Annotated in this window: 27 protein-coding genes and 1 tRNA gene; 11 read left to right on the top strand and 17 right to left on the bottom strand. The window is 46.3% G+C overall.

Annotated elements, in window-relative coordinates; translation table 11 throughout:
* Positions 1-64 precede the first annotated feature (64 nt).
* The 5 genes from U9S71_RS06270 to U9S71_RS06250 all read left to right on the top strand — a co-directional run bounded on the left by U9S71_RS06270 (position 65) and on the right by U9S71_RS06250 (position 2,916).
* On the top strand, positions 65-472 hold the full coding sequence (locus tag U9S71_RS06270; RefSeq protein WP_326326072.1) for a DoxX family protein: 408 nt from the start codon (positions 65-67) through the stop codon (positions 470-472).
* Between the two features lie 114 nt (positions 473-586).
* Positions 587-658 (top strand) — tRNA-Glu (locus tag U9S71_RS06265).
* Positions 659-1,007: 349 nt separating this feature from the next.
* The gene (locus tag U9S71_RS06260) at positions 1,008-2,240 is read left to right on the top strand and encodes an AAA family ATPase (protein ID WP_326326071.1); all 1,233 of its coding nucleotides are present in this window, start codon (positions 1,008-1,010) and stop codon (positions 2,238-2,240) included.
* A complete protein-coding gene (locus tag U9S71_RS06255; protein WP_326326069.1) occupies positions 2,225-2,473 on the top strand; it encodes an RloB domain-containing protein in 249 nt (82 codons plus the stop codon). The genes U9S71_RS06260 and U9S71_RS06255 overlap by 16 nt, the downstream gene beginning before the upstream one ends.
* Complete coding sequence (locus U9S71_RS06250; RefSeq protein ID WP_495532338.1) at positions 2,446-2,916, top strand: RloB family protein; 471 nt, start codon at positions 2,446-2,448, stop codon at positions 2,914-2,916. Before U9S71_RS06255 ends, U9S71_RS06250 begins: the two co-directional genes overlap by 28 nt.
* Positions 2,917-2,928: 12 nt before the next feature.
* Here U9S71_RS06250 and U9S71_RS06245 read toward each other — a convergent pair whose 3' ends face one another.
* From U9S71_RS06245 to U9S71_RS06235, 3 genes are read right to left on the bottom strand one after another with little or no spacing between them, the layout of a single operon-like run.
* Positions 2,929-4,551, bottom strand: a complete 1,623-nt coding sequence (locus U9S71_RS06245; protein ID WP_326326066.1) for a WG repeat-containing protein — start codon at positions 4,549-4,551, stop codon at positions 2,929-2,931.
* A 32-nt stretch (positions 4,552-4,583) separates the two neighbouring features.
* A complete protein-coding gene (locus U9S71_RS06240; RefSeq protein ID WP_326326065.1) occupies positions 4,584-5,036 on the bottom strand; it encodes a hypothetical protein in 453 nt (150 codons plus the stop codon).
* Between the two features lie 11 nt (positions 5,037-5,047).
* Positions 5,048-5,743, bottom strand: coding sequence for a hypothetical protein (locus tag U9S71_RS06235; protein WP_326326064.1), 696 nt, complete (start codon positions 5,741-5,743; stop codon positions 5,048-5,050).
* A 386-nt stretch (positions 5,744-6,129) separates the two neighbouring features.
* On the opposite strand from U9S71_RS06235, the gene putP reads away from it, so the two are divergent.
* Positions 6,130-7,638, top strand: coding sequence for a sodium/proline symporter PutP (gene putP / locus U9S71_RS06230; protein WP_326326063.1), 1,509 nt, complete (start codon positions 6,130-6,132; stop codon positions 7,636-7,638).
* 70 nt (positions 7,639-7,708) lie between these two features.
* Here the strand turns inward: putP and U9S71_RS06225 are convergent, their stop codons facing one another.
* The 10 genes from U9S71_RS06225 to U9S71_RS06180 all read right to left on the bottom strand — a co-directional run bounded on the left by U9S71_RS06225 (position 7,709) and on the right by U9S71_RS06180 (position 15,965).
* Positions 7,709-8,215 (bottom strand): hypothetical protein, encoded by a 507-nt coding sequence (locus U9S71_RS06225; RefSeq protein WP_326326062.1) that lies wholly within the window; start codon positions 8,213-8,215, stop codon positions 7,709-7,711.
* A gap of 65 nt (positions 8,216-8,280) precedes the next feature.
* On the bottom strand, positions 8,281-10,047 hold the full coding sequence (locus U9S71_RS06220; protein ID WP_326326060.1) for an outer membrane protein assembly factor BamB family protein: 1,767 nt from the start codon (positions 10,045-10,047) through the stop codon (positions 8,281-8,283).
* 41 nt (positions 10,048-10,088) lie between these two features.
* The gene (locus U9S71_RS06215) at positions 10,089-11,387 is read right to left on the bottom strand and encodes a hypothetical protein (protein WP_326326059.1); all 1,299 of its coding nucleotides are present in this window, start codon (positions 11,385-11,387) and stop codon (positions 10,089-10,091) included.
* Positions 11,388-11,418: 31 nt separating this feature from the next.
* Complete coding sequence (locus U9S71_RS06210) at positions 11,419-11,967, bottom strand: hypothetical protein (RefSeq protein WP_326326058.1); 549 nt, start codon at positions 11,965-11,967, stop codon at positions 11,419-11,421.
* Between the two features lie 40 nt (positions 11,968-12,007).
* The gene (locus U9S71_RS06205; protein WP_326326057.1) at positions 12,008-13,138 is read right to left on the bottom strand and encodes a hypothetical protein; all 1,131 of its coding nucleotides are present in this window, start codon (positions 13,136-13,138) and stop codon (positions 12,008-12,010) included.
* A gap of 59 nt (positions 13,139-13,197) precedes the next feature.
* Positions 13,198-13,602: a hypothetical protein gene (locus U9S71_RS06200; protein ID WP_326326056.1), complete on the bottom strand. Its 405-nt coding sequence runs from the start codon at positions 13,600-13,602 to the stop codon at positions 13,198-13,200.
* A 66-nt stretch (positions 13,603-13,668) separates the two neighbouring features.
* On the bottom strand, positions 13,669-14,211 hold the full coding sequence (locus U9S71_RS06195; RefSeq protein ID WP_326326054.1) for a hypothetical protein: 543 nt from the start codon (positions 14,209-14,211) through the stop codon (positions 13,669-13,671).
* Between the two features lie 46 nt (positions 14,212-14,257).
* A complete protein-coding gene (locus U9S71_RS06190) occupies positions 14,258-14,803 on the bottom strand; it encodes a hypothetical protein (protein ID WP_326326052.1) in 546 nt (181 codons plus the stop codon).
* A 7-nt stretch (positions 14,804-14,810) separates the two neighbouring features.
* Complete coding sequence (locus tag U9S71_RS06185) at positions 14,811-15,341, bottom strand: hypothetical protein (protein ID WP_326326050.1); 531 nt, start codon at positions 15,339-15,341, stop codon at positions 14,811-14,813.
* Positions 15,342-15,425: 84 nt separating this feature from the next.
* Positions 15,426-15,965: a hypothetical protein gene (locus tag U9S71_RS06180; protein ID WP_326326049.1), complete on the bottom strand. Its 540-nt coding sequence runs from the start codon at positions 15,963-15,965 to the stop codon at positions 15,426-15,428.
* Positions 15,966-16,120: 155 nt separating this feature from the next.
* On the opposite strand from U9S71_RS06180, the gene U9S71_RS06175 reads away from it, so the two are divergent.
* Together U9S71_RS06175 and U9S71_RS06170 are read left to right on the top strand one after the other, a co-directional pair.
* Complete coding sequence (locus U9S71_RS06175; RefSeq protein WP_326326047.1) at positions 16,121-16,666, top strand: RNA polymerase sigma factor; 546 nt, start codon at positions 16,121-16,123, stop codon at positions 16,664-16,666.
* Positions 16,653-17,393: a hypothetical protein gene (locus U9S71_RS06170; protein ID WP_326326045.1), complete on the top strand. Its 741-nt coding sequence runs from the start codon at positions 16,653-16,655 to the stop codon at positions 17,391-17,393. Before U9S71_RS06175 ends, U9S71_RS06170 begins: the two co-directional genes overlap by 14 nt.
* Before the next feature lie 18 nt (positions 17,394-17,411).
* Here the strand turns inward: U9S71_RS06170 and U9S71_RS06165 are convergent, their stop codons facing one another.
* The 4 genes from U9S71_RS06165 to U9S71_RS06150 all read right to left on the bottom strand — a co-directional run bounded on the left by U9S71_RS06165 (position 17,412) and on the right by U9S71_RS06150 (position 24,257).
* Entirely contained in the window at positions 17,412-20,402 is a 2,991-nt protein-coding gene (locus U9S71_RS06165; RefSeq protein WP_326326043.1) for a CHAT domain-containing protein, read from the bottom strand.
* 79 nt (positions 20,403-20,481) lie between these two features.
* A complete protein-coding gene (gene gyrB / locus U9S71_RS06160; protein ID WP_326326042.1) occupies positions 20,482-22,440 on the bottom strand; it encodes a DNA topoisomerase (ATP-hydrolyzing) subunit B in 1,959 nt (652 codons plus the stop codon).
* Positions 22,441-22,558: 118 nt separating this feature from the next.
* Positions 22,559-23,239: a response regulator gene (locus U9S71_RS06155; RefSeq protein ID WP_326326041.1), complete on the bottom strand. Its 681-nt coding sequence runs from the start codon at positions 23,237-23,239 to the stop codon at positions 22,559-22,561.
* Positions 23,229-24,257, bottom strand: coding sequence for a sensor histidine kinase (locus U9S71_RS06150; RefSeq protein WP_326326039.1), 1,029 nt, complete (start codon positions 24,255-24,257; stop codon positions 23,229-23,231). The genes U9S71_RS06155 and U9S71_RS06150 overlap by 11 nt, the downstream gene beginning before the upstream one ends.
* Before the next feature lie 152 nt (positions 24,258-24,409).
* On the opposite strand from U9S71_RS06150, the gene nhaA reads away from it, so the two are divergent.
* From nhaA to U9S71_RS06135, 3 genes are all read left to right on the top strand, one after another.
* Positions 24,410-25,594 carry a Na+/H+ antiporter NhaA gene (gene nhaA / locus U9S71_RS06145; protein ID WP_326326037.1) on the top strand — a complete coding sequence of 395 codons (1,185 nt, stop codon included), beginning with the start codon at positions 24,410-24,412 and terminating at the stop codon, positions 25,592-25,594.
* Between the two features lie 94 nt (positions 25,595-25,688).
* A complete protein-coding gene (locus U9S71_RS06140) occupies positions 25,689-25,895 on the top strand; it encodes a hypothetical protein (RefSeq protein ID WP_326326035.1) in 207 nt (68 codons plus the stop codon).
* Between the two features lie 241 nt (positions 25,896-26,136).
* On the top strand, positions 26,137-26,520 hold the full coding sequence (locus tag U9S71_RS06135; protein WP_326326034.1) for an HU family DNA-binding protein: 384 nt from the start codon (positions 26,137-26,139) through the stop codon (positions 26,518-26,520).
* Positions 26,521-26,697 lie beyond the last annotated feature (177 nt).

Genomic DNA, 26,697 nt, shown 5'->3' with positions numbered 1-26,697 from the left:
ACGGCAAAGATAAATCAATTTGCGCGGAATTAACAGTAGGTTGCATAAAATCATCCATCAAAAAATGGCTGCACTATCATCATTGAGCAAATTTAAAAATACGGGGTTGTTACTCATCCGCGTTGGTCTAGGGATCATGTTTATCATGCACGGCTACCCGAAGCTATTGGGCGGACCCGAACTGTGGGAAGGCGTGGGCAGTTCCATGGGGAACATCGGCATCACCTTCCTGCCCATGATGTGGGGGCTTCTGGCTGCATTAGCCGAAACCGTCGGTGGCATATGCTTCCTGCTCGGCTTGTTTTTCCGGCCGGTGGCTATCGCACTTGCTTTTACCATGCTGATCGCTGCGCTCTCCCATTTAGATCGGGGCGATGGGCTTAAGGGTGCATCGCACGCCATCGAAATCGGCGTCGTCTTCATTGGTCTCGCTTTTGTGGGCCCAGGTAAATATAGTGTAGACAAACGGTAAGCGTTGTGGAACGCTGCCTGTATTAAATTTCTATTATTTTCTTTGGAACGAATAGAAATACTTCTATCTTTGCAGACCGAAAAACAGGAACTCGTTTTTCGAAATTGATAAAAAGGCCCGTTCGTCTAGGGGTTAGGACGCCAGATTTTCATTCTGGAAACAGGGGTTCGATTCCCCTACGGGCTACTGGATAAATAACTCGTTGTTTTTCAACGAGTTATTTTCATTTTAAGGGAATCGAACCCCATTTTACCTTCTAATAATCAACGATTTAGCGTAAAACCGAACTATTTCTCAATATCGGGCTATTCAAAAATTTCAAAAACACACAAAATTTACTTGCGTCATTCGTGGCGTCTTTTGCGCTGTAAAAAAGACGCAAGCAAGCCTAATAGTGAGAAAAAATCTCATTATTATTAAGAAAGAAAAATAATTCGTATTTTTGAGAAAATATCTCATAAGTAAGCAGATTATGTTGTTGGAATTCTCAGTTGGCAATTACCTATCCTTTAAGTCAAAGATTACATTGAGCCTTATGGCAACGGCCATCAAGGAACAGGTCGATACCAATATCTTTTCTTCGGAGCGCTACGACTTGCTGAAAGGTGCTGTGATCTATGGTGCAAACGCGAGTGGAAAAAGCAACTTCATCCGGGCTATGTCTACCATGAGAAGGCTCGTGCTCCAATCTTTTGAGCAATCATCTGCCGATGAACTGGACATCACTCCTTTCCTGTTAAGTACGGAAACGGAACACGAACCCGCTTTCTTTGAAGTGGTTTTCCTCATTGACGACATCCGCTACCGTTATGGTTTTGAAGTGGATGACCACAATATCCATTCTGAGTGGTTGTTTGCAGCCCAGAAACAAGCGGAAAAACCCCTGTTCATCCGTGAAAGGAATGGGATTGACGTAATGACAAGGGCTTTCCCCGAAGGCAAGGATTTGGAAGAGCGTACCCGCGATAATGCGTTGTTCCTTGCCGTGGTGGACCAATTCAATGGGAAGACCGCCAAAAAGATTATGAAATGGTTTGATAACTTCATTACCATTTCAGGCTTGAGCCATGAGGGATACAAAGGGGTCACCTTCGGCATGCTGGAAGACAAGCATACCCAGCATGTCTTGCTGGACTTCTATAAAAACCTCGATCTGGGCTTCGATGATATCACGATTGCCAAGAAACCTTTCGACCCCAAGGAATTGCCCAGCGACATGCCCGAAGGGCTGATCAGGCAGTTGGTTACGGACCTTGAAGGTGCTTTCCGGATTGATGTGAAGACCATCCACCAAAAATACGATGCCCAAAACAAGGCCGCCGGTGCTGTGGAGTTCGACATGCGCAGCCAGGAATCTGCTGGTACGAACAAGCTATTCAACATTTCGGGACCGGTATTCGATGTGTTGAATAATGGTGGAGCATTGGTGGTGGATGAACTGGATTCGAGCCTCCACCCCCTACTCACATTGGCCATTACAAAGTTGTTCCACTCAAAGGAATTTAATCGAAACAATGCACAGTTGATTTTTACTACCCATGATACGAACCTGCTGTATTATGGCAAGTATCGCAGGGACCAAATCTATTTCGTGGAAAAAAACCAATACGGAGCCTCGGAAATGTATTCGCTGGTCGAGTATAAGGAAGATGGCAAGACCATCCGCAAGGATCGTTCTTTTGAAAAGGACTACATCGAAGGCCGTTACGGGGCCATTCCATTCATTGGTAACTTATCAACTCTAGCGCTGGAATGGCAAGAAAGATAAAAATCCCCAACGAAAAACTGAAGCGTTTTGCCCGATCGGAGCAGAAACGCAAGGTAGGTATCCGCAGCCTGCGTCGGTATTACCTCATCGTATGCGAGGGCGAAAAAACGGAGCCAAATTATTTTGAAGGGCTGAAAGGTGATCTGCCCAAGGGTGTACTCACCCATTATCGTATCGATATAGCCGGGACCGGCCGGAATACCTTATCTTTAATCGACGAGCTACCCGATTAAAGGAACATTATGAGGCGGATAATAATAGACCCATTGACAGGCTCTGGGTGGTTTTTGATCGGGATAGCTTTTCGGCCAACGACTTCAACAATGCTGTATTACGTTGTCGGGATACGAAACCTAAGATAGGCTGCGCCGGGAGCAATGAAGCTTTCGAGCTGTGGTATTTGCTCCATTTTCAGTATTACGAAAATGGCATGTCGAGAAGAAATTACAAAGGATTAATCGAGGGCTGCCTGAAACCTTTTGTTGGCAAAGGATATCGCTACCAAAAGAATAGCGTGGAGATGTATGCTTTGCTTAAAGAATATGGTAGTCTAGACGATGCCATCCGCAACGCCAAGCGCTTAGCTGGACGATTTGACGGAAGACATGATTATGCAAATCATAATCCTTGTACGATGGTGTGGAAGTTGGTGGATGAATTGATAGAATTGAAGTGAATTTGTACATTTTCACTCCTCTTTATTTTTCCTATATTTTAACATGCCCGTTTTGATCGCCAACCCACGGGAATCGACAACGCTCGCGGTAAACTGATTGATAACCGTATAGGTTTTCTCCTTCACCCTAAGGAGTACAAATTGCTTGTTTGCTGTTTCCGCGGCCTCCTGTTCGGCTAACGTGGGATAGGCGTCATTCCATTCAGCCAGGTACAGGTTGGGCACATCAGCAAAAGGTTCGATATTTGAAAACACTCCCTCGGGGATGATGGCCTCGCCCGATGCGTTGTATAGCCCAAAATGTGCTTCTTTTCCCCGTTCACTTTCCTTTTCCCGTTTCACCAAAAGGTAGTTCTCCGCCGCTATTTTGATACGTGTATAAGCGGCCGGTAAGATCTCCCGCCCTTTCCAATTGACAAAGCCGAATTTATAAGTGGTGCGTTGCCGGGCTGTATCGCGCTCTATGGTCCTATAGGTAAACCCTATGGATGAGGCCTCCTCTGGCACTGTATTGCTTTCAAGGTCAAACACCTTCACACCTTTCATGGTATATAAAGCGCCCTCTTCCTTGCTGCCCGCGGCAATGCCATACACGGCAAAAACACGCTCTTCTTTGTTTATGTACCTGCCGGCATAATGTTCTTCCAAATAAGGAATATCTTCTTTCGATGGCGAGGGAAATACCATACCCCACCATTCCAGCACGTCAAATCGGGCCGAAAGAAGGATTTTTCCGTCTTTTTTTACCCCCATCTTTCCGTCATTTCCGGAAAATTTTTCGTACCCCATGAGTGCCATATACTCGTTTTGCCCTTCTTCCGATGTTGGGACTATTTCCGGCGCAGGGTGGGGTTTTGGCGTATACGCTTGTTTCGAATCCAGCAACCTACGGATCGCTGCCCTTTTCCGTTCGGCGTCCACTTCTTTATGTTCTTCGAGGTAACCATCAATAGCGATTAATTCATCATGGGTAAATTGATCACTATAAGAGGTCGTTTGCTTCGAGGCCAGTCTGTTAAACTGCGCGTCGTAGATATCCTGACGGCTGCTATCAGCAGCCAGCCCATAATAAGCTTCACTAAATTGCTTATAAAAACTACCCTTAGCCGTATCAATTTCCCAGTAGGTCGTATAAAAGGGAATGTTACTGTAAAATCTCCGTTTGGCCAGGTTTGGCTCAAATGGGATGACAAAGGCGTATCGGTGCGGAAGGACTTCTTTGCCTGCGGCATCAACGATGCCCTGGAAAAAAGTGCTGTCGCGGGAAATATAGTACCGGGTGCCTTCCAGTTCGTAAGGTATAAGGTCATAATAATGAATCGGTATGACCAGTGCTCCCTTTTTGTTGATTACCCCATAAAATTCACCTTGTTGTACAATGGCGTGGCCTTCATTGAAGTTACGGGCATAATCATAATGAAAACCGATAACCGCGTTGTTATCCGCATCGATAAAGCCCCATTTCCCATCTTTCTTTACGGCCGCCAATCCTTCAGCAAAAGCATTGGCCGCGCAATACTCCGCAGCAATGCTTAAGTCTTTGTCTTCTATATTGATAAAGCCGTAGACGTATTCCGTACAATTCTCATACGAATCATACCAGCCATCATTGTCTTGCGCACCTGCGGAAGTCATTATGGTTATTAGTAAAAGTGCCAGTGTGTATTTCATTGTTTCCTTAAATAGGCGCAGTACGAATTCCAATCCGGGCTGTAATCCGCTTCCAAAAAGTAGCGCAGCCGCGTTTTGGTAATGGTTTGGTTGTTAAACTTAAACGAAAAGTAGTTGTCTTTCACAGCGGCGATCAGCGACATACGTTGATCGCTTTGATCGGCCAGCCAAGCGATAAATTCGTCCTTACCGTCAAAAGTGAGCATGATGGGATGCGGTCCCATACCGTCATTCACTTCGCCAAGTGTAAATTTCCCTTCGAAAAAATATAAGCCAATACCGCAGTAATCTCTGTGGGAATGAAAGAGCCCAGAGGGATGCTCCATCAATTTCCCAGCAACTTTTCGGGCAAGGGGTTCGCCGTAACTTTCATCGTTTAAATCGCGGTATTTGGCCAGTTCTTTTTCCTGTAGTGCTTCAAGCGGTATTTTAGGGATATGGACTTTCATCAAGGTTTCATCTATTCTTTTTTTTCACCGAAGGAAATCTCGGTCAACCCGTCATCCGAGACAAAAGTTTTATGGTATGCCCCCAGCTCTTTAGCTTTTACCACAATGGCTTCCTCTGCAAAATCAGTACTGTTCATCTGGGCGATCGGCTTGGCCGTTTTGCTCATTTCAGTGCTTTTGGTAATATGATGGGTGTCGCCTTCTACGTTCACGACCTTAAAACAGCCGAACTCACCATCCATCCCCAGCGGATTCCCTTTTTCTTTATAGACCTCTATACGGCCCAGGTAAATATCGCCTTCGCTCACCGTGGCCTTTTCGGCTTGCCGCTGATCGAATTGCTCTGTTCGCTGGGGTGCAGCGACTGTACCGTCGTAAACGAGGTACCCCAGCAACGCAAATGCGCCCAGGAAGAAAATCCAACCGAAAACGGTGAGCCTAAAACCTCCTTTTTGTAACGGAAGCTTTTCCTGTTCCTCTTTAGCAAAAGCGCTCATTTGATCCGTCCACCTGCGCTTGGAAATTACCTTTCCGGAAGGTACATCCAAATACTGAGGGTAGACTTTTTTGGTTGTATTGACAAAAAGTGCGGTTCGGCTTTCCCGCTGAAAGAGGTTGAGCACCATTGTGCTGCCCGGGCTCCCGGGGTCGTTCAGATGCGCGGCATCTACTTGTCTTACGCTGATATCTGTTATCCTGATCCACATAGCTGTTGTTTTTGATCTAAAAAGAATCCCCTTCAAAAATTGAAACCGTCACGTACAAATGTATAACACCTTCCCGCATACCACAAATGCAGGCTATCCATATAGCGACTACAACTTTTCGAAAAGCATCTACAAAGCGTCTACAAGCGTTGACCTAGGCGTAAATATCCCAACAATACCTTTACCCATTAGTTATTTTAACCTATACAGCTAAAGCACTACCAATTACGCGCCCCTCTAAATTTTTCATACCTTTACAACAACATCGTTAGCGGGTGTATTTTCATCAGACCGCCTTCCTATATTTTTTAGATCTGCAGTGCGCAGTATAAAACGGATAAAGACTATTAAACTAAAAGCACAACAATAACTAAGACAAATTGCATATGAATATTTACGAATTAATTTCCATCGGTCTATACGTCGTCATCATGATCATGATTGGCATATACGGATATCGGAAATCAACAAGCAATTCGGAAGAGTTTTTGATTGGGGGCCGTAAAATGGGCCCATTTGTAACCGCCCTTTCCGCAGGCGCCTCAGACATGAGTGGCTGGTTACTGATGGGTTTACCCGGCGCTATGTATATGATGGGCTTATCGGGATCATGGCTTGCTATTGGGCTCACAACTGGTGCCTTTCTTAACTACGTTTTCGTAGCCCCCCGCCTACGGGTGTATACCGAAGTGGCAAAAAATGCCATCACGCTGCCCGTCTTTTTCGAAAATCGGTTCCACGACAAATCACAGCTCTTGAAGCTGGTGTCGTCGGTTTTTATACTGGTTTTTTTTACATTATATACATCAGCCGGCATGGTTTCAGGTGGACGACTATTTGAATCTGCCTTTAGTATGGACTACAACACCGGCCTTTGGGTCACATCCCTTGTTGTGGTCTTCTATACGTTTATTGGAGGCTTTATGGCCGTTAGTATAACGGATGCCGTGCAGGGTAGCATCATGGTCATTGCGTTGCTGTTGATTCCCACCGTTGTTATTTTCCAGGTAGGCGGTGTAGGTGAAGCTATCGAGACCATTCGTATAAAGGACACCAATTACATGGACCTATTGCGGGGAACGACGACCATCTCCATTATTTCGTTATTAGCTTGGGGGTTGGGGTATTTCGGACAGCCTCATATTTTGGTCCGGTTTATGGCAATCGACAGCGTTCGTGATATCAAAAAAGCACGACATATCGGGATGACCTGGATGATCGGTACGGTATTGGGGGCGTTGTGTCTCGGCTTCTTCGGGATCGCCTACCTCCAGCGATTCGATATGGACACCATGTTGCGTTTCGATGGTTCCAAGGAATTATCCGAAACCATATTCGTCTATTTATCCAAAGCCCTTTTTCATCCGATGATCGGCGGGTTCCTTCTTTCCGCCATTTTGGCCGCGGTGATGAGTACCATATCTTCCCAATTGCTTGTTACCTCAAGTTCGATGACAGAAGACATCTACAAGACGTTTTTCAACACGCATGCGACTGCCAAAAACACACTCATTATGAGCCGCGTATCTGTATTGGTAGTGGCGGTGGTCGCCTTTCTACTCGCATTGAATCCGAAAGAAAGTATTCTCGGCCTGGTCGGGAACGCTTGGGCGGGCTTTGGCGCAGCATTTGGACCGTTGGTTCTTTTGTCATTACTATGGGAACGTATTACGGCAGCAGGCGCTTTGTCGGGCATGGTAGTTGGTGGCGCCACGGTATTACTATGGGTATATGTACCACACGACTACAAGGACGTATATGAAATTATTCCCGGCTTCCTGCTCAGCTTCCTCACCATCGTCGTGGTGTCGCTGCTAAGCAAGCCGGTCTCCGACGTCATTAAACATGAATTTGAAGAGGTGCGGAAAGAGACGGCACGTGCAGGCAAAAGATAATTTATCCACCGTGGCGTTCATCGCTAGTGGAAAGGTACAGGGGCAACGAGCACGCAGAACATCTTATCTGTCAGACTGCTTTTCCTGCTGTAAATTCGCCTGATATTTCAATAATGGCCGAGCTGATTGAAGAATCATCATGTCCGTGCGCGGTAAACATGAAACTTCCGCTTACTTTCCGGTCGTTGGCAGTCTCGATTATCAGCTTTCCACTGCCTCTATGTAACGTGTCGTATTCATCAATATGCAATATGTCGTCATTCACGATATGTGAATAGGAAGCCGAGAAGACCGGAGTACCACGGTGTGAGCCCAGCCCAATGGGGTAGCTACCCGGTACGGGCTGGGTTATATTGCCATGCCCTAGCGTCGACAATGAAAGCTGAAAGCTGAAAGTTTTTATCCATTCATCGCGCATGTTAATCACCCAGACTTTTGCGCTGCTTAGCTCGAGTACGTCGCCATTTAACTCTAGTACGTCAAAATCAGCATGCCCGTTATGTGTTTTGTTTAGCGCTCCGCTCACCCGTAAAGTTACTTTTCCAATGGCGGCTGTATCGTACTTTTCGTTTCGCACGTAAATTGCTAACCATAATATAGTCCCAACGATGAGTGGTCCTATTATGTATATGCAAATCATGATTATTGGTAAAGCCGTATATCCGTCCCCTCGCAGCGGGCAAGTATTTTCCCGGATGGGCTAAAAGCGAAATAATCCGCTTGTTTCAAAGCTTGGGTTTCCAAGGTTTCACCCTTCCTGGCATCCAAACGAATAAATTTCTTACTTTCTAACAGCCATATCTCCCCATCTGAAGTAGTCGTGAAACCTTTCACATTCTTAGCAGGTGCACTCGCAATGACTGTCCCGTCGAGGTTCATGACCCCTACGCCTTTCGTGCCGAAAAGCAGCACGCCCCCGCTATACAAATGGCTGTATTTAACGGTACCCACGCCCATATTCTTAGTCGTGGTGTATGAGATTTCCTCGCCTGTTTTGGCGTCCAGTACATAAACGCCCTGGGAAACGACATCGACAATCCGGTCGTTGGCGACGATAAAGGGGTTAAACGCCTTGGCAACGTCGGCACTATTCTTGGCTTTGTTCGTTTCAAAAAGCTCCGCCCCACTCGTTGCATCTATCGCCTTAATAATGGTACGGTTCAGGTTGCCGCGGGCTTTCACATAAAACACACCATCCACCATCATATCTTGCATCACCGTCCATTGATTGCCTAGTACATCATATTTTTCCGTTTCTATCTTATCTTGATGAATGTCTATGGTAAGGAGTCCTTTTTTTCCACCGGTCCCCCATTGCCCTTTATCGTTAAACATCGTGAAATAATATAATTTTCCGTCACGATCGAAATGGAGCTGGCGAGGAATTAGGCGGTTGTATTTGCTATTACTGTTGTCGGTCGATCCGAAGCTTCCTCCCATAGCTTGGTCTAAGGCCATCAGCCCTCCCAAGCCTTTGGTTACGTTGCGTGCCGCAGCGAGGCGGCCTTTCACGTCGCCGTCGCGTTCGGCGCCTGTTTTGGTGTCTATCAACATAAGTTCCAAATAAGGAAGAATCAGTGTGGTGCCAATCAGCGATGCATAACCAGGTATAAACTTGCCCGTGTATTCCACATTCCACAGCAACTCGCCAGTATTGGCGTCCAAAGCGATTACTGCAGGGGTTGTCGTCAACTGATCGAGTGCGCCATCCGTTGCAGGAACAGTGATGGCATACAATCTGTCGGTTGCTCCATCAAACAACAACTCTCCTATTCCGCCTTTGAAGTCCTCTTGCGTCCAGCGGATTTCTCCATTGCGGATATCCACCAATTGCAAGCCGTTTTTTCCGTTTAGGGCTATCGCATTTTTTTCGGGGATATAGTTAATAAGCCGATCGAGAAAGCGGTCTTTAGTAAAAAAATTGTTGGCGATCTTGGCTTCATCAAATCGGTGGGCGTTCATTTCCATATCGATGACCCCTCCGGCGTGCGCACTTATGATGGTTTCTGCTAGGGTTACACCCATATCGAGCTGGTCAGACTCCCAAAGTGGGGTGCCGTCGGTTAGGCCGAAAGCTTTCATAGTGGTCTTATTCCGTTCGTAATCCACGGTGATAAACACTTCCTCGTTGCCAAACAGAAAATAGCCGCTACCCGTAGGGATATTGATCGTATTTATAAAACGCCCTATCTTAAAGGTGTACTTACCTTCCAATACTTTGGTTTCGGATGCTACGTTCCATACCAAATATTGGTTTTCGTTTTCCGCTACCATATACTTGTCATCTGGCGAAAAGTCAATAAAGTCGGGTGCAAAACCGAGATCAATGGTCTTGGGGTCAGTGGCGCTTTGTGCAGTTGCCAGCCATGTTACTAAAAGGAATGATAATTTTATTTTTGTGAAGTTCATTTAGTTACGTATTTAACCATCAATTGAAATCGCGTCTGTTTTTACTCATAGCTTTTACCCACTGCCACCGAATAAGCCTTCGCGTTGTACCACCCATCGGTGAGGTCTTGCGCTTCACCGTTTTTCCACAGCTTGGCTATATATTTTGAACCGTTGTGTTCATAACCTGCCACATATACATCGTTGCCTGACACAGCAATGGAAGTGGCATAGGCATTCTCCATTCCATCGCTGAGGTCTTGCGCTTCACCGTTTTTCCATAGCTTGGCTATATATTTACCATCGATTTGTTCATAACCCGCCACATATACATTACTACCTGATGCAACAACCGCATTCGCATAAGCATTATATGTTCTTCCATCAGTCAGGTCTTGCGCTTCGCCGTTTTTCCATAGCTTTGCTGTATATTTAGCGCCGGATTGATTTTTGTAGTCATAGCCAGCTACATATACATCGCTCCCCGAAACAGCGATCGAGCGAGCAGTTACCCGATACCCCATCAGGTCCCCCTCGTTGAGGTCGTGTACCACTCCGTTTTCCCACATTTTAGCTTTATAGAAATTACCTTCTTGACCTGCGGCATATACGTCATCACCCGACACAGCAGTCGCATACACCCAGGTATTTTCCGTTCCATCGCTGAGGTCCTGTGCCACGCCGTTTTTCCATAGTTTAGCGACAACCTTGGTGTGGTCTTCGTACCCTGCAACATATACATCGCTACCCGAAACAGCAATGGCGGTAGCATCGGCATTTCCCGTTCCATCGCTTAAGTCATCTGCTTCACCGTTCTTCCATAGCTTAGCAACAGTACGTTGGCTACCGTTATTTTGGTATCCAGCTACATAAACATCACCATCTGAAATAGTAATCGCGTTGGCAGCGGCATGATACCCTTCATCAGCGAGGTTTTGTGCCGCCCAATCTCCTTCCTCGTCATTGTGTTGGCCTTTCCATATCTTAGCCACATCTATCGCCCCGTTGCTTTCGTAACCGGCTACATATACATTCCACCGATATACATCAATAGCAACTAAATCACTTTCTTTATAGCCTGCTTTCTTTGCTTGTATACTTTTCGCTCCAGGCTCGTCGAAAGCATGTTGATAACCGGTTACTTTCTGATTGTCGATATAAATGTCGGCATCGGTAATGGACTGCCCGCCAGCCATTACGGTCAATGTAATTTCTTTACCTGCTTCTACATCAGTTTCATCGGCGGTGAGCTGCAATTGAAGCTCCTCTTCCTCTCCGGGTGGATTGGGATCTTGCTTTTTGGAGCAGGAAATCAGACAGGCAATCGCAGCGACTAAAATGACCCCAATTTTAATAGGCATATTTTTCATTTCCGTGTTTTATAATCCAATGCTAAGGTGCGGCAATCACTACTTCACCGCTGACATCGACTTCCTCGCCGTCAGCTCCTAATTTAAACTTCCCGCTAAAGCTTAGGGTGAATGATGCTACAGTCCCGTCTTCACCGGCAAAAGAAATGGTATGTTCCTTATAGCTTTTCAATGTCATACTGATGGGGCCCGCCGGGCCATATTTATCTTCGGTTCCCCATTCGCCAAAAGCGAATCCCTGACTCTCGGCACGGGTAGGTTGGTTGTTGTCGTCCAACAGAAATCCGATTCCGATTTGAAAGGCGCCGCGATCCAGAAGCATTGTGCTTACTCCTCTGCCGATTTCTTCATCATCGATGACATAGGCAATCGGATTATATACCTCTACTACCCCTGGGGCATATCTCGGCACGCTACCCTTATAAGTCTTACCACCGGCAATGGAGATCTCATAAGTATGTTGATCGGCCGATGTATCCTTATCCTCATTTTTGTCACCTGCCTTCGAACAGGCTCCTAATACGCATAAAACCATCATGCCTATCAGGGTTGGTACGATTGTCTTTCTCATTATTATATTCATCGTCTTATTATTTTCTGAAATACGTTGCTTATTTCCTTGGCTGTACGACAACATGGTCGACTACCAACAAAATCTCCGGATAACCAGATAGGTTGGAGAATTCAATTTGTCCCCTGTAATTCCCCGGTTCCTGATGAACAGGTACATGCGGGAACCTAAAAAATCCATCTTCCGTCGCCTGTGCGTCTGATACCTTATGCTTATAGGTCACAGCTACGCCTGTTGAACAGATTTTCTGGAGGGAAACTGCAGCTTTAAACGTTTCTGATGCCATTAATTCTTCGGTCACGTTTTTTCCTGATTGGGCATCCAGTAGCTTAAATTGGAAATCCACCTGTGCATCTTCGGGCATCGCCACGGTGGGCGTATATAATTTCCGCTTGTTTTTGTCTCCTCGGTGGAGATGGACTTCAATCGCTTTACTATCTCCTACTCCCTCGTTGGAAATATGCACCGAATCCGGCAAACAGCTATAGTTCCAACCTTGACCAGCTAAATCCGCTGTGCTTTGCATCCCTTCAAAATCAAACGCGTGCTTCTCCTTGGCCTCCAATGATTCGGGATCAAGGACTCGGTTGACATACACCGCCTTGTTATCCGACAAGTCTGTATCCAGAGCCTTTGGTTTCACTGATTTGTCTTTCAGGTAAGCCGGTAAGTCGACCATATACGATTCGACGGTCACTTCATACAATCCTGGTTGAGACAGGTCTATCGGGTCGAACCGAAACCGCACCCATCCCGGTGTAAAGGCTCTGAACTCCAGCACGGCTTCTTCGTTGAGCAAAACCGCTCCATCCGAAAGTCTTTTGATTTGCACGGCACCGAAGATGGCTTTACCTTTTTTATCGAAATCAGCCCCTCTGTTTTCCACACGAAACTCAAACTTGCTGACCTTGTCTTGCGGGCAATTGGAGAAAGGGACATAATCACCCCTTGGGTGTTCGGGGATCGTGATTGACTTAATGCCAATATTGATACCCTGTGCAAGCATTTCCGTTTCGTTATCCGGTATTTCCGAATGTTCTACATCTTCGGTTCCCGAAAAATCATCCCTCTTTTCCCCGCTCGTTTCCTCCTTGTCGAATCCATCAGCTTTGTTCCCATTGCCATTGTTGCCACAAGCAAGTAACCATAGTGGAACAATGATTAACAGCATTAAAAGGTAGATTTGTTTACAATGTTTCATGATTAATTTGTGTTTACTGCTGAATAATATCAATCAGTTAATACCGTGATAATCCCAACAATGGATCCGGCAGACTCATCAATCCTGGAATCCTGGAGTACAACACCTAACGTGACATTTTTTCCCTCAGCTTTCCATTCTCCGTGGAGCGAACTGCTGGTGTCCTCGTCTCTGGTATCATAGGTCTGACTGGTCAATGTCCACTCGTCTTTGTTGAGATTTGAGGAGAAAAATTGAACAACTTCATCCCAGGGCCCGGCATACCGGAAGTTGGCACTATTTCCGAAATCGTATTGTCCACAAGCGATAAAGACGGCCGAAGCAGGAGCAGGTACAGATATACCGAGGCAATCGTTTATTTTGTCGTTGGTTGCATGACTGTCTTCCTTTATTTTACTATCATTTTTCGTACAGGATACTGACATGAGTCCCATTGCCATCGTTAAAACCACCGACCGTACATGACATATTTTCATGACTATCCTTCTTTCGTTAACTTGTTAATCAACTCGTCTTTTGTTTGCTGTAAATTCTCCCGATACGTTGATTGTACCCACCACATTCATTTCGTCGTCGTGCCTATCGGCGGTAAACTGAAGAGTTCCTTTTACCGTGTTCTCATCGGATGAGGTGATGGTCAAGGAGCCGGCATCCCCATCCTTGTTGACGGTTCCGTACTCTATGTTACTCATGGGATTTCCGTCATAAGGTGTGAAAATACCGACATAATCTGCCTGTACAGCACCACCAATGCTATACGTTCCGATTCCCGGCCGCGTTACATTTTCATCTACCCGGAATTGCAAAATAGTCACCGAGAATATTGCCGGCGATGAGTCGTGCAAGAAGATTTCCCAGCTTGCTCCGTGTCCATGATCTATATAGTGAAAATCTGCCATACCCGAATAGGTACCTTCCACCTCTCCGGTGACGGTTATCGTCGCTTCGCCCTGTTTTTGATCGGTGGGGCTATTGTTTTTTTTGCAAGCCGCTACGGACGCGAGGAGTGTAAGGGCTAGTAATCGCGTGATAATCTGTTTCATCGTGTGTTGTCTTATAAGATTCATAATATCCGTTTCAAATGGATGTCTACTTGTTTTTGAGTACTGCAGAAAATTTGCCGTTGGACAGCGTGATTACGCCATCACCCAGCAACCCCATACCCGCGCTGAATGTGAAGGTTCCTTCAACGAGCGTGCTCATGCTTTTGGTGACCGTCAACGAACCCGAAACATTGTCGCCGCCATATACTTTGCCCCTCGTGCGGTCGCTATACATGATTCGAAAACCATCAGTTTCTGCCAAAGAGGTTTCCGTACCGATGGGGTATGTACCTGGAGAAGGGTTCGACAGCGAATTGTCACTGAAGCTTTTATGGATTATCAGGCTGAATGTTTGTTGTGTGCTTGCAGAGCCGTCGACGGCGACAAACTGATAAATATTAGTACTTCCTTCTACGGTAGAAATAACGCATTTCCCTGTTTTGGAACCGGTGTTATCTCCGGAAGTGTCAAATGAGATTTGCCCCGATTGCTGTTCTTCGGGCTTATTTTCGTTCTTCGAGCAGGACATCGACCCCATTGTGAGGGCAATAAGTACCAGTAGTAGGGGCCGTATTTTGTCTATGCGTATCATTTGCTTTCTATTGTTCGATGACTTTGAAGATCAAACGAACGGGATAAGAAGCATGTTCATTAATAAATACATCATCTATTTTACTCATGCTGGAAATGTCGTCCCCCTTGAGGTTGACCATTTCTTCTTCATCAAATTCGCTTTTCCTGTACACGCCCTCGTAATGCGGTCCGTTGTCAAACCATGTTCTATATTTCACGGAAACGGTCGTGTACTTGGCGTGGTCCAACCAGTAAGCGTCGTTTTCCAGGAGCGGTTTTGTTTCCGTGGAAAGCGTGACTTTATATGCATACCAAAACTCCGATTCCTCGTCCGTCAGTTTGAGGCTCAAGGTGCCTATTTTCTGCCCGGCATGAAAACCGTTATATTCGTCGCGCGGCCCGTCCCAGGCGTTACAGGTAATCGATGCTACCTGTAGTTCGAATGTTTTGTCTTTTAGTGTTTTATCCTCTTGCAAGGGGTTCTCGTCCTTGGAGCAGGCGCCTAAGCCCACCGTGAGGATGGAAGCTGCAATTAAAATGGTCTGTATCTTCTTCATGATTTTTTTCGTGATATTGTGCTAGGGTACATCCTTTTAGTTATTATATTCTTGCGTGTCAAGCGTATACTTTATGGGTATCAGTCACTTAATCCCAAAATTGTAGCCGATACGCAGGCCAATGAAACTCAAATTTTCACCCGACTGCGTTAACCCTTGATAGCGGGCAGACAAATCGATGTTTCCCAACATGTATCCGATACCCGCCGCATACCCAAAAGAAGTATTCGAAGCCGACCCGCCGAAATCCATCCCACCGGCATTTGCTTTGAGGTTGACGCTATTAATTGAAAGGCCCGCTTGCGGTTCTATATACAGGCCGCCGAAGTTGTGTCGGTACACGGCGAAAACCGGTGATATACCCATCGAGCCGCTCATGTTTTCGTCATAGCTGTCTTTTAGCCCAAAACGTTGATAACCTAGGGTAAGACCAATTTGCCCCGCTTCACTGATACCGTACAGGCCTTTCACGGTGGCCCCGTAGCCAAAGCCATACACATCACCAAAACTGCCGATCGGCAAACCGAAGTCTACTCCTGCATTGATGTCGATACGCCCTTGCTGGCCGTAGCCAGCTAAAGCTGTAAAAATTGTGAATAACAATCCGGATACTACTTTTTTCATACTTTAAAATTGATACTGATTAATAATAGGCCTGCCGCTCCCTGCGTAGACGCTTCTACATTTTAGTGTATCATATCGGCTGAGGTAAACATCGTTTTTGATATTTTTTTCTATTTTCGGTGCTGATGTTTACTTTTTAACTTCAAACCCACTAAATGAATAAAGAGCGACAGTGGATTCAATCCCTGCAAAATGGTGATACAACAACGTTGGATGTGATCTATCTTCAATATAAAAGTGGGTTTTTAGCATTTGCCCAGCGGTATCCCATAACAACCGAGGTTGCGCTGGATATCTATCACGACAGCATGATCGTTTTATATGAAAACATGGTGAAAGGAAAGCTGAATGGATTGAAAAGTAGCATCAAGACCTATCTGTATGCGATCGGAAAATACAAGATTTTCGCCTATCTCAAATCAAACCCACAACAAGAAGAGCCGCTAGGCGATGAGCTCACGGAAGAAATGACACTATTTGAAATCGACACAACGGAAGAACGGCTTAAATTACTTCAACGGGCTTATCTTCAATTAGGGCCGAAATGCCAACAGGTACTCCATCTGTTTTACTACAAAGGGTTGAAATTAGATGATATACAACGACAAATGTCTTATGAATCCAAAGACACGGTAAAAAGTCAGAAATCAAGATGTTTGAAGCAGTTAAAGCAAATAATCCAGGCGAATGGAAAAGGATAAAGAGCAACTGATAGAAGCCTATTTTACCGGGACACTTACAGCCGTTCAACAAGAACAGTTGAAACGGCTTTTGCAATATGACGTTGCGTTTGCAGCGCAGTTTGGCTTTGAGAAGGAAGCACGCGATGCTGTTATATACAACGAACGGCAACAGCTAAAAGAGCGGTTCCGCACGTTAGATAAGCAAGGTGCTAAACCTTCCCGGAAATTGGCAGCATGGTGGTATGCCGCCGCAAGTATATTGGTGCTTATCGGTGTCGCTTGGTTCTTTTGGGATAGAAAGCCTGAGGCTACTCCAGAAAAACTATATGCACAATACATGGAACCTTACCCCAATATGGTAACACCCCAGGTACGTGGCGATGCACCTGCCAGCAGCATGCAGTCGGAGGCATTGACGCTATACGACCAACAGGCATACGCGCAAGCTGCTTTGCTACTGAAACAGGCGTATGATGAACAACCAACAAACCAGAATGCTTTTTACCTGGCTATTTGTAAGTTGATGCTACAAAAACCTGAAGAGACGATAAGACTGTTGGAAACAAGGTCTTGGGACAAAGCAGCATATTTTTCTCCAGCGGTCGTAAACTGGTATTTAGGGCTAGCATATCTTCAACTGGGTGACAGCGCTCAAGCATTGCCTCGCTTCAAATTTGTTGCCGGGTCCGACGACAGCCTGTCTAATAAAGCAAGTGAAATAATGAAAGCGTTGGGAAACAGGTGATGGTTAGCATCGAGACCACTACACCGTGGCAACGGCGTCAGCCGCCCGTTTCCGTCTTCGCATGAACAACAATAAGGCCACTACAATCAGCCCGCCCACGATGAGCCACAGATAGGTGTTCGGAAACGTCGTGTCACTTAGCGAATCGGTATTGCCATTGATGACAAAGCCTGCCCAAAAGAACGGATGGTTTTTCAGCGGATTATTGGCCAAAAAATCGCGCTTTGCCAGTGCGAGTGCTTCCACTTTCGAATACCCTGATTTGAGGTGCTCGTAAAATGACAGCATGATATCCGCTGTTTCTTCGTCAGGCACTTCCCATAGACTATACACCGACGACCGAACACCTGCATAGGTCAGGGCCCGTGATAAACTCATCAGTCCCTCGCCGTTTTCGAGCTCGCCCATCCCGGTATTGCAGGCACTTAACACCACCAGTTCCGCCGGAAAATGGAGGCCATAGAGTTCGTGATAACGTAAATGTTCACCATTTTGAAAAACGAGGCTCGAGTTTCGGTGGTCGCTTTCATCCAATAGGGCATGCATGGCGAAATGGTAAATCTTATAGTCAGCAGCGCGCTGTAGAAAATCCTGTTTGGTCGCTTGGTCGCCCCGGTATAGATTTCCGTCAAAATAGGCTGCAAGCTGTATGGCTTCATGTGTCGCCGCTGCGATATCCTGCAGGCGACCTCTGTTTGTCGGATTATTGTCAGCGAAATGCGACATATAATCCGTTGAGTATTGCGGAGCAAAGGCAGCAAAATTCTGCTGCCCCCGCACTGAAGGTGCCGCTTTCCTTTGCAAGAGCCACAATTGCAGCCCATGTGAATAGCTAATCGAAAAAAATGAAACAAGCGGCCGGTTCCATTCGGGGTGAACCAAGGTTTCAAAGGGGATAAAATTCAGCTTATTATCAGGAATCACAACCAGTTTCTGCAACGCATCCAACGGCAACCGCAACGGGTCTATGAGTGCGTTATATAATTCCTTCGCCTGTTCAGCGTAATCGTGTCGTTTGCTTTTGATGGTTTCGTGGTATTGCGCTGCGTGCCGAAGCAATGTATCCTTGTTTCCCAATTTCACAATCGCAATATCATCTTTCTGGATGGTATACGCATATAGGTTCTCTTCCGCTACCACATACCGTACAATGTATTCCCGATCCTGTAATTCCGATTGTACTTCTTTAATGTCGAACGTATCGCCAAAAAAAGAAAAGTACTGCGCATCCGCTTCTTGTATTTTCGCCTCCACATCCATGAATTCCGCTTGCAAGGCTTCGTATTCTTTATCCGGGTGCTCGGCTGCCTGCTCATATCCAGCCATTTCAACTTGAAGCAGGTTGTGTTGTGTAAACAAGCTGTCCGGCACCTGGAGAAAACGAAGGTATTTGGCTTCAAACTCCTTAGCAAGGTGTTGCGAATGGTTGTTTTCCATCCTGTTGACCAATGCCATTTCCTCGGCTGAACCCGTCCTTAAATGCAGCGAAAGCAACCCTTCATTGATCGCTGCGTTCGTCATGCTCAACCACGGATTGTAAGCGCCCTTCTGGTAATAAATATGGAAAAGACGGGCAGCCAAATCATAAAAATGTTGAGCTACACGACCGTGATCAGGCTTGTTTGCACGGTCATATTCATTTTTATATAGGCTGGCGACTTGCTTTAACGCATTTACGTAATAAATGTCATTGCGTTGGGTAAAATCATCGATTGTAATGACATCGGGTTGGGTAATCGGTTGGTTTAACAAGATCGATATGCCCTTGAGCACCAATTTTTCTGCTTCGGCAAATCGATCCAACTGCTGTAAAACATCGGCTTTCTTGAAATACAGGTTAAGCAAATTGAACTCACGGATATCCATTTCGCCGCCGATCCGAATCGCTTTGTCGAGATGCGACAGCGCCGTTTCCTTATCTTGTTCCGCATTCAGGCAATAGCTGACCAGCTGGGAATGGAAAATCATCTGGTTATACCGGTCGCTAAGCCGGATGCTTTCCCGCATACCCAGGTCGAGGTACTGCTTTTTTTGTTTCCGTTCAGCAAGATTGTCATAATCTACCAACGGAGCAGCTGCGTGGCTGATTGCGGTGAGCAGATAAGCAGAAAACCGCTTTTGGTCATCCCCGTTCATACCCCTGAAATGTGTACGCAGGCTGTCCAAATGTGCCAATCCTCCCGCTTTGTCACTGATTAAATCCGTGTACAATATGTTTAAGCGATGCTTTTCAACCTGGTAAAAGGATGTGGGTTTCGCCGTTTCCATCCCCTTGTTCCCGCTTGCGAAGCCGTCTTCAGCAATCCATTGGTCAACGTTTAAATTAATGGTCGTAATCAATTCTTCCGCAGCTTGCTTATCTCCATATTGCCGATATAACCGCAACAAGTTGCCGTATAACGAAATCAGGTTACTTTTGTCCACATCGTCGATAGACTCCCAAAGGGCTTTTGCTTTTAGGTAACTCTCTTTTCGCTGAGTAAAATAACCCGTATTCGCATGTGCAACGCCGATATTATTGTAAGCCAATGCGATGTCATTGCGCACATCCTGTTCTTCGGCATCGTTTATCGCTTCATAGCGTGCTATGGACCGATGGAAATAATCGATCCCTTGTAAATAGCGGTCACATTTATCATAGATGTACCCGATATTATAAATGAGATCGGCTTCTCTTTTCGGCGGTAACTCACCAATAAAAGTTGATTCGCAAGCTAAGGCGAGCGGTAACGCTTCCGTCCATTTACCTTCGTTACCCAGGTTGAGATACTGCGCTTCGTACTCGTCATAGAGTTCTGACAGCAAACTGTCATGCGGATGGCGCGCTTTCGGCGCGGTAGTCAACAAGCTGCTGATGCGTTGCGCTATTGCAATCTTATAATCGCCTTTGGTTTTTAAGCTATCCGTTTTATTTACCTGCCCTTGGCTATACGAACATGAAAAAAAAACAACAAGAAAAAGCAAACGAAGCTGAAAGGTTTTGAATATAACGTTAGTGGGTCTCTTCATGACGGATTACGCGAAAATAAGATAATTAATCGGCTTTACCAGTTGAAGAGCCTTTTTCAGTGGACTAGTGATAACGACTTTAGACATCAATCTTCGCATATTTCGCGTTTCGTTCGATAAATTCCCTACGTGGGGGCACCTCATCCCCCATTAACATGGAGAAAATACGGTCACATTCGGCGGCATTCTCAATGGTGACCTGGCGTAAGATACGATATTCGGGGTCCATCGTGGTTTGCCACAACTGCTCGGCGTTCATTTCACCCAAACCTTTATAACGCTGCACGCTCACTGAGTCATCTCCTCCCGTACCTTTCAGTCGCTGTATGGCCGTTACCCGCTGATCTTCGTTCCATGCATACTCAGACGCTTTACCTTTCTTCAACTGATAAAGCGGCGGAGTCGCGATATACACATACCCATTTTCTATCAGCTCCTTCATATAACGGAAACAAAGCGTTAAGATTAATGTAGCGATATGTGAGCCGTCGACATCAGCATCCGTCATGATAATAATTTTCTGATAACGGAGCTTTTCCAGATTCAGTGCTTTAGCATCTTCGGCTGTACCAACGCTTACACCAAGTGCCGTAAACATATTTTTGATTTCTTCGTTCTCGTAGATTTTATGCTCCATTGCTTTTTCGACATTGAGGATTTTTCCTCTTAATGGCATAATCGCCTGGAATCGGCGATCACGCCCCTGTTTGGCTGTCCCACCTGCTGAATCTCCCTCAACGAAATAAATCTCACATTTTTCCGGGTCATTATCCGAACAGTCGGCCAATTTCCCCGGAAGACCTGACCCTCCCATTACCGTTTTCCGTTGTACCATCTCACGCGCCTTATGTGCAGCGGCACGGGCTTGCGCTGCCATGATAACCTTCTGTACAATTGTTTTGGCCGCTTTAGGATTTTCTTCAAGATAATCGCCCAAAATCTCTCCGACCGACGCATCTACAGCGCCCATGACTTCGTTGTTGCCCAATTTGGTTTTGGTCTGTCCCTCAAACTGAGGTTCGGCTACCTTTACAGAAACCACAGCCGTCAACCCTTCCCGGAAATCATCTCCGGTAACGCTGACTTTCAAGTTTTTCAACAAACCAGATTTGTCTGCATAAGCTTTCAATGTGCGTGTCAGTCCCCGGCGGAAGCCCGATACATGCGTCCCCCCTTCAATCGTATTGATGTTATTGACATAAGAATGTACGTTCTCCGCGTAAGTATCGTTGTATTGCAGGGCCAACTCCACAGGAATACCCTGTTTTAACCCTTCCGCGCAAACCGGTTCAGGAATCAATGGCTGGCGTGTGCCGTCCAGAAATTCCACAAACTCCGGTAATCCGCTTGTTGAATGGAACACGTCAGATTTTTTCGTGCCATCTTCATTGATTTCACGCTCGTCGGCCAGCGTTAGCTGAACGCCTTTATTTAAGAAAGCAAGTTCGCGCAACCGATTAGCTAACGTATCATAGTTGTACACGGTCGTCATCGTGAAGATATCCGGATCTGGACGGAAAGTAACCGTTGTCCCGGTTACATCACTCTTCCCTACCTCCCTTACATCGTACTGTGGCGTTCCCTTTTCATATTCTTGCTGGAAAATCTTACCCTCGCGGTGTACCTCGGCAGATAGGTGACTGGATAATGCGTTTACGCACGAAACCCCAACACCATGCAGACCTCCGGACACTTTATAGGTGTCTTTATCGAACTTACCTCCAGCATGCAGCACGGTCATTACCAGTTCCAAAGCGGATCTGTTCTCTTTCTTATTGACCCCTGTGGGGATACCGCGCCCGTTATCTTTTACAGAGATGCCATTATCGGGATGGATAGTGACCGCAATCTCCGAACAATACCCAGCGACGGCCTCGTCGACAGCGTTATCAACCACCTCATAAACCAAATGGTGCAATCCCCTGGCGCCCGTGTCACCAATGTACATGGAAGGTCTTTTGCGTACAGCTTCCAAGCCTTCAAGAACCCGAATATTATCGGCTGAATAGGTCGATGTGCTCTTATTTTCTTCGTTCATAAAACCAGATTAATATGAGTACTCGTTGACATCAAAAATACAAATTTTCTGACTAAAAATCAATGGCTCAATGCCCTTTTCATGGAGCAATTTTCAGTAAGAAAACGTTGCTAAATTGCTATTGAAACCGGTAACCCACGCCGCTTTCGGTAATGATATGCTTGGGTCTGTTGGGGTCATCTTCGAGCTTTTTACGAAGCTGCGCAATAAACACCCGTAAGTACTGCGTTTCTGCCTGGAAGCTGACGCCCCAAACTTCCCTAAGCAGGAACTGGTGGGTTAGCACCCGACCCTTATTGCTTGCCAATAGAGCAAGTAAGTTGTACTCGGTCGCCGTCAGCTTCAAAACGTCACCGCAACGCTTAACAAGCCGTGCCCCAAGGTCAATCTCCACCCCCCCTGCTTCTACAAGCTGTATATTAGAATTGGTATCGTTGTAGCGGATAGCCGAGCGTAAGCGCGCCAGCAGTTCACCTACGCGGAAGGGCTTGGTCAAATAGTCATTCGCGCCATTATCCAGGGCTCGGACAATATCGATTTCACTATTTTGTACCGAGAGAATGACTATCGCCCGGTTATACCATTCACGGAGCGTCCTCAGCACCTCGTGTCCATTCAAGTCGGGCAACCCTAGGTCCAGTAGTATGGCATCAGGCAGGTGACTGGCCGCCATTTGCAATCCCTCCTTGCCCGATGCCGCTTGTTTGACGAGGTACCCGTTGCCGACGAGATTAATCTCCAGCAACTTCCTGATCTGCGGCTCATCGTCTATGATCAATACTGTCGGTTTATTCGTCATCCCCTACGTTTTTAAGATACGATGTTTCTGCCGGGATCATTATCGTAAAAGCAGCCCCCCCGTCTGTTTGGTTTATCACTTGCACTGTGCCTCCGTGCGCCTCCACAAACCCCTTTGCGATCGACAACCCCAAGCCCGAACCGCCTGTTCCGGAATTTGGAAGGCGGTAGAACTTTTCAAATATCCGATTAATTTGCGGCTCGGGTATACCATTGCCGTTGTCGCAGATATGTACCCATAAATGGGTGTCATCATAAGCTGTGGTAACGTGAATAGTGGAATTCTTAGGCGTATAACGTGTGGCGTTGTGGATGATATTACTCAAAACCGTTTCCATGAGCCCACTATCCAATTTGAACAAGGGCAAGGTCTCATCGGGCTCAAAAACTAGCTCGTGCGTATCATTGAGGGAAAGTTCGTTGATAACCAGAAAAACGAGTTCATTCACATCACACCAATCCTTTTTCAGTTTCAGTGTTCCCGTCTCAAGTCGGCTCATATTCAGCAAATTTTCCACTTGGCTATTGAGGCGGGTACTGGCTATCTCCATTTCGGACAGTAACTCCATCCGTTGTATAGGCTGAATGGTGTTATCTGTTTCTTTTAAGGTATCGATACTGCCAATAATCGTCGCTATGGGTGTCTTCAATTCATGGGAGAGTGAGTTGAGCAACGTATTATATAGCTTGATCGTGTTCTCCTTCTCTTCACGATCGCGTATTTTCTTTTCTTGATTTCTCAGCCGGTTCGTGAGAACAGCATTGACCGATGCAATAAACAGGTACACCAAAAACAACAGCACGCTTTCGGCATCCGTGATTTCGTAATGCGGCACAGGTTCAATGAAAAAGATATTGAGCAATATGGCGCTTAACAAGGCGGAAACGAGTACAGGGAGGATATCAAATAGTACGGCCAGGACGGAAACGGCAACCAACAGAAGGAGTGCTACCACACGATAGTCTATCAGGTCGCCCAGCGCATAGCAGGCAATCGACAACAGCGTGACCGATGCCATGCCAATTAGAAATTGACGCACTTTATTTGTACGCTTAGCTGATATGCCTTGGGGGTTCATCCTTTACAAAGTTAGACACCGATACATAAAGATTTCATAAAGATATCAGGAACTCCCTCACTTTCCTGACCGTGTTTGGTATTTTTAGCCGTATGAATACACTGATAAATCTAAGGCCTTTTCGGGAGTTTCTCAAGTCTGGCTCAGCGGGCGGTATTATCCTGCTGTTTTGTGTCGTTATCTCGCTCCTCATCGCCAATTCTCCCGCGGGTGTTTATTTTGAACAGCTCCTTGCAACGGAGCTAGGCATGCATACCGAACAAATACATCTACGCTATTCCGTGTTGCTGTGGATCAACGACGGACTGATGGCCATCTTTTTCCTGATGGTGGGCTTGGAAATCAAACGGGAGTTGGTGGAAGGTGAATTATCCTCGCCGAAAAAGGCGGCCCTGCCCATATTCGCTGCTGTTGGTGGGGTGCTTGTGCCAGCCTCGATATATGCTATTTTCAATGCGGGTACAACAACGGCAGCAGGGTGGGGCATCCCGATGGCTACCGATATCGCCTTTGCTATCGCTGTTATCACCATGCTGGGCAAAAAAGTACCCGTCTCACTCAAAATCTTCCTGGCAGCATTGGCTATTGTCGATGATTTGGTAGCCATATTGGTCATCGCCATTTTCTATACTTCCGAGCTCCATTTCACTTACTTACTTTACGCCGGTGGGATATTTGCATTGTTATTGGTATTCAACCGCCTTGGTGTGAAGAAGCTCTATATGTACCTGATACCCGGTGTTTTCATCTGGTATTTCATCCATCACTCTGGTATACATGCCACCATTGCGGGGGTATTGGTCGCCATGACCCTGCCGACCACACCCGACGCGAAGGAGTCTCCGCTTGAAAAACTGGAGCACCTGATAGTAAGACCAGTCAATTTCCTCATTATGCCCCTATTTGCCTTGGCCAATACCAATATTCGGTTCCAGGAAGAGATGTTCCATGGCCTATTCACCCCGCTCGGACTAGGCATTATACTCGGGCTGCTCATTGGCAAACCTGTGGGCATTATGCTGATCTCTTGGATAGCCGTCAAGCTACGTATCTGTACACTTCCAAACAAAGCATCCTGGATGCACGTCGTAGGCGTGGGATTATTGGCGGGTATCGGCTTTACCATGTCTATCTTCATCGCGCTGCTTTCATTTACAGGTCAGGAACTTTTAATGGCGGAAGCCAAATTTTCAGTACTGGTAGCATCGTTGTTGTCGGGACTAGCCGGTGCGCTTACGCTGGCGATGATTGCCAAAAAAAAGGCGAGAACTCACTAAGCCCCAATTTATTTTAGTTTAAAAACACCCTCAAATGAAATGTTTCCGTAAGGATTAAAGGTTCTTAAATTTGCTTAAGCAATTATCGGCAGATATGAAAATATCTTTACCAAGACTAGCTGTTTATCCTGCGGATCTTCAACAGGTTACTGGCCTGAGCGAACGCACCTGCCAGCGACTCATTAATAAGATTCGGGATATGTTTGGATTGCGTAAGCACCAGCATGTGACGGTTTATCAGGCCTCAGATTATCTGGGCATTCCGGTAGCGGAACTTTCCGTCTTCATGCGTCGCTCCTAAACCAAGCAGTTGGCAAAGGGTTTGCCTCGGCAGCGAAAAGATTTTATGGAATAACCGTCTCGCGTTAGGTGAGGCGGTTTTTTTATGCCCGACAAACCCGACAATTCCGTCAAAACCGACAATTCCGCCAATTCCGACAGCGCCTCTTGCCATTCTTCTCAACTTTGTATTGCCAAGGGAAAGGTACCGCCTGCGGCATGGAGTATTATTTTTTATTTTTTAACTTTTAAAAAGAAGTAACATGGCAATTAAATTCAACGTTTTGGAAATCGGCAAGCCGGGCGATCCGGCCGCACCGAAGAAGTTCTATCCCTGTCCGGTGCACACCGGCGAAATCACGCTCGAAAACCTGGCGGCAGACATCTCGTATTCATCATCACTCACAGAATCCGATGTGTACGCTGTTTTGCAGAGCCTAGTACGCGAAATCCCGCGCAACATCAGTCACCGGTATATCGTACGCTTAGGCAACCTCGGCGCATTCCGCCTGGGGAGCAACAGTACCGGAAGTGACACCGAGGAGGAAGTAACCGGGGCGAATATTTTCCGTACGCGCCTGCTGTTCCACCCAGGCAAGCATGTCAAGGCTGTTGTTGACGGTTTAACTTTCGAGAAAATGCGATAATCTACGCTGTCATTACCCCGGCCGATCAGCCGCCCCGAATACATCGGGGCGGCTTTTTTTATAAAACCAGCTAAAAATGACGCTTGGTCACTTCAAAAACCGACTTCGGAGAGCTTCTGGAGTGACGGCGGTCATTTTAAAATTGACTTCGAAGACTTTGAAAAACGACTTCGGAGC

Origin of the sequence: Parapedobacter flavus (assembly GCF_035818675.1) — a bacterium.
Classification (GTDB): Bacteria; Bacteroidota; Bacteroidia; order Sphingobacteriales; family Sphingobacteriaceae; genus Parapedobacter; species Parapedobacter flavus.
This window is presented reverse-complemented; position numbering and strand designations above follow the sequence as displayed.

What these genes read in the sequence shown, in the direction of transcription:
- U9S71_RS06220 (WP_326326060.1), bottom strand. Translation starts at nt 10,047, where the DNA reads ATGAACTTCACAAAAATAAAATTATCATTCCTTTTAGTAACATGGCTG.
- U9S71_RS06150 (WP_326326039.1), bottom strand. Translation starts at nt 24,257, where the DNA reads ATGGCATCGGTCACGCTGTTGTCGATTGCCTGCTATGCGCTGGGCGAC.
- U9S71_RS06135 (WP_326326034.1), top strand. Translation starts at nt 26,137, where the DNA reads ATGGCAATTAAATTCAACGTTTTGGAAATCGGCAAGCCGGGCGATCCG.
- U9S71_RS06155 (WP_326326041.1), bottom strand. Translation starts at nt 23,239, where the DNA reads ATGACGAATAAACCGACAGTATTGATCATAGACGATGAGCCGCAGATC.
- U9S71_RS06215 (WP_326326059.1), bottom strand. Translation starts at nt 11,387, where the DNA reads ATGCCTATTAAAATTGGGGTCATTTTAGTCGCTGCGATTGCCTGTCTG.
- nhaA (WP_326326037.1), top strand. Translation starts at nt 24,410, where the DNA reads ATGAATACACTGATAAATCTAAGGCCTTTTCGGGAGTTTCTCAAGTCT.
- U9S71_RS06195 (WP_326326054.1), bottom strand. Translation starts at nt 14,211, where the DNA reads ATGAAACAGATTATCACGCGATTACTAGCCCTTACACTCCTCGCGTCC.
- gyrB (WP_326326042.1), bottom strand. Translation starts at nt 22,440, where the DNA reads ATGAACGAAGAAAATAAGAGCACATCGACCTATTCAGCCGATAATATT.
- U9S71_RS06245 (WP_326326066.1), bottom strand. Translation starts at nt 4,551, where the DNA reads ATGACTTCCGCAGGTGCGCAAGACAATGATGGCTGGTATGATTCGTAT.
- U9S71_RS06205 (WP_326326057.1), bottom strand. Translation starts at nt 13,138, where the DNA reads ATGCTGTTAATCATTGTTCCACTATGGTTACTTGCTTGTGGCAACAAT.
- U9S71_RS06180 (WP_326326049.1), bottom strand. Translation starts at nt 15,965, where the DNA reads ATGAAAAAAGTAGTATCCGGATTGTTATTCACAATTTTTACAGCTTTA.
- U9S71_RS06210 (WP_326326058.1), bottom strand. Translation starts at nt 11,967, where the DNA reads ATGAGAAAGACAATCGTACCAACCCTGATAGGCATGATGGTTTTATGC.
- U9S71_RS06185 (WP_326326050.1), bottom strand. Translation starts at nt 15,341, where the DNA reads ATGAAGAAGATACAGACCATTTTAATTGCAGCTTCCATCCTCACGGTG.
- putP (WP_326326063.1), top strand. Translation starts at nt 6,130, where the DNA reads ATGAATATTTACGAATTAATTTCCATCGGTCTATACGTCGTCATCATG.
- U9S71_RS06140 (WP_326326035.1), top strand. Translation starts at nt 25,689, where the DNA reads ATGAAAATATCTTTACCAAGACTAGCTGTTTATCCTGCGGATCTTCAA.
- U9S71_RS06200 (WP_326326056.1), bottom strand. Translation starts at nt 13,602, where the DNA reads ATGGGACTCATGTCAGTATCCTGTACGAAAAATGATAGTAAAATAAAG.
- U9S71_RS06270 (WP_326326072.1), top strand. Translation starts at nt 65, where the DNA reads ATGGCTGCACTATCATCATTGAGCAAATTTAAAAATACGGGGTTGTTA.
- U9S71_RS06240 (WP_326326065.1), bottom strand. Translation starts at nt 5,036, where the DNA reads ATGAAAGTCCATATCCCTAAAATACCGCTTGAAGCACTACAGGAAAAA.
- U9S71_RS06165 (WP_326326043.1), bottom strand. Translation starts at nt 20,402, where the DNA reads ATGAAGAGACCCACTAACGTTATATTCAAAACCTTTCAGCTTCGTTTG.
- U9S71_RS06175 (WP_326326047.1), top strand. Translation starts at nt 16,121, where the DNA reads ATGAATAAAGAGCGACAGTGGATTCAATCCCTGCAAAATGGTGATACA.
- U9S71_RS06170 (WP_326326045.1), top strand. Translation starts at nt 16,653, where the DNA reads ATGGAAAAGGATAAAGAGCAACTGATAGAAGCCTATTTTACCGGGACA.
- U9S71_RS06235 (WP_326326064.1), bottom strand. Translation starts at nt 5,743, where the DNA reads ATGTGGATCAGGATAACAGATATCAGCGTAAGACAAGTAGATGCCGCG.
- U9S71_RS06260 (WP_326326071.1), top strand. Translation starts at nt 1,008, where the DNA reads ATGGCAACGGCCATCAAGGAACAGGTCGATACCAATATCTTTTCTTCG.
- U9S71_RS06190 (WP_326326052.1), bottom strand. Translation starts at nt 14,803, where the DNA reads ATGATACGCATAGACAAAATACGGCCCCTACTACTGGTACTTATTGCC.
- U9S71_RS06255 (WP_326326069.1), top strand. Translation starts at nt 2,225, where the DNA reads ATGGCAAGAAAGATAAAAATCCCCAACGAAAAACTGAAGCGTTTTGCC.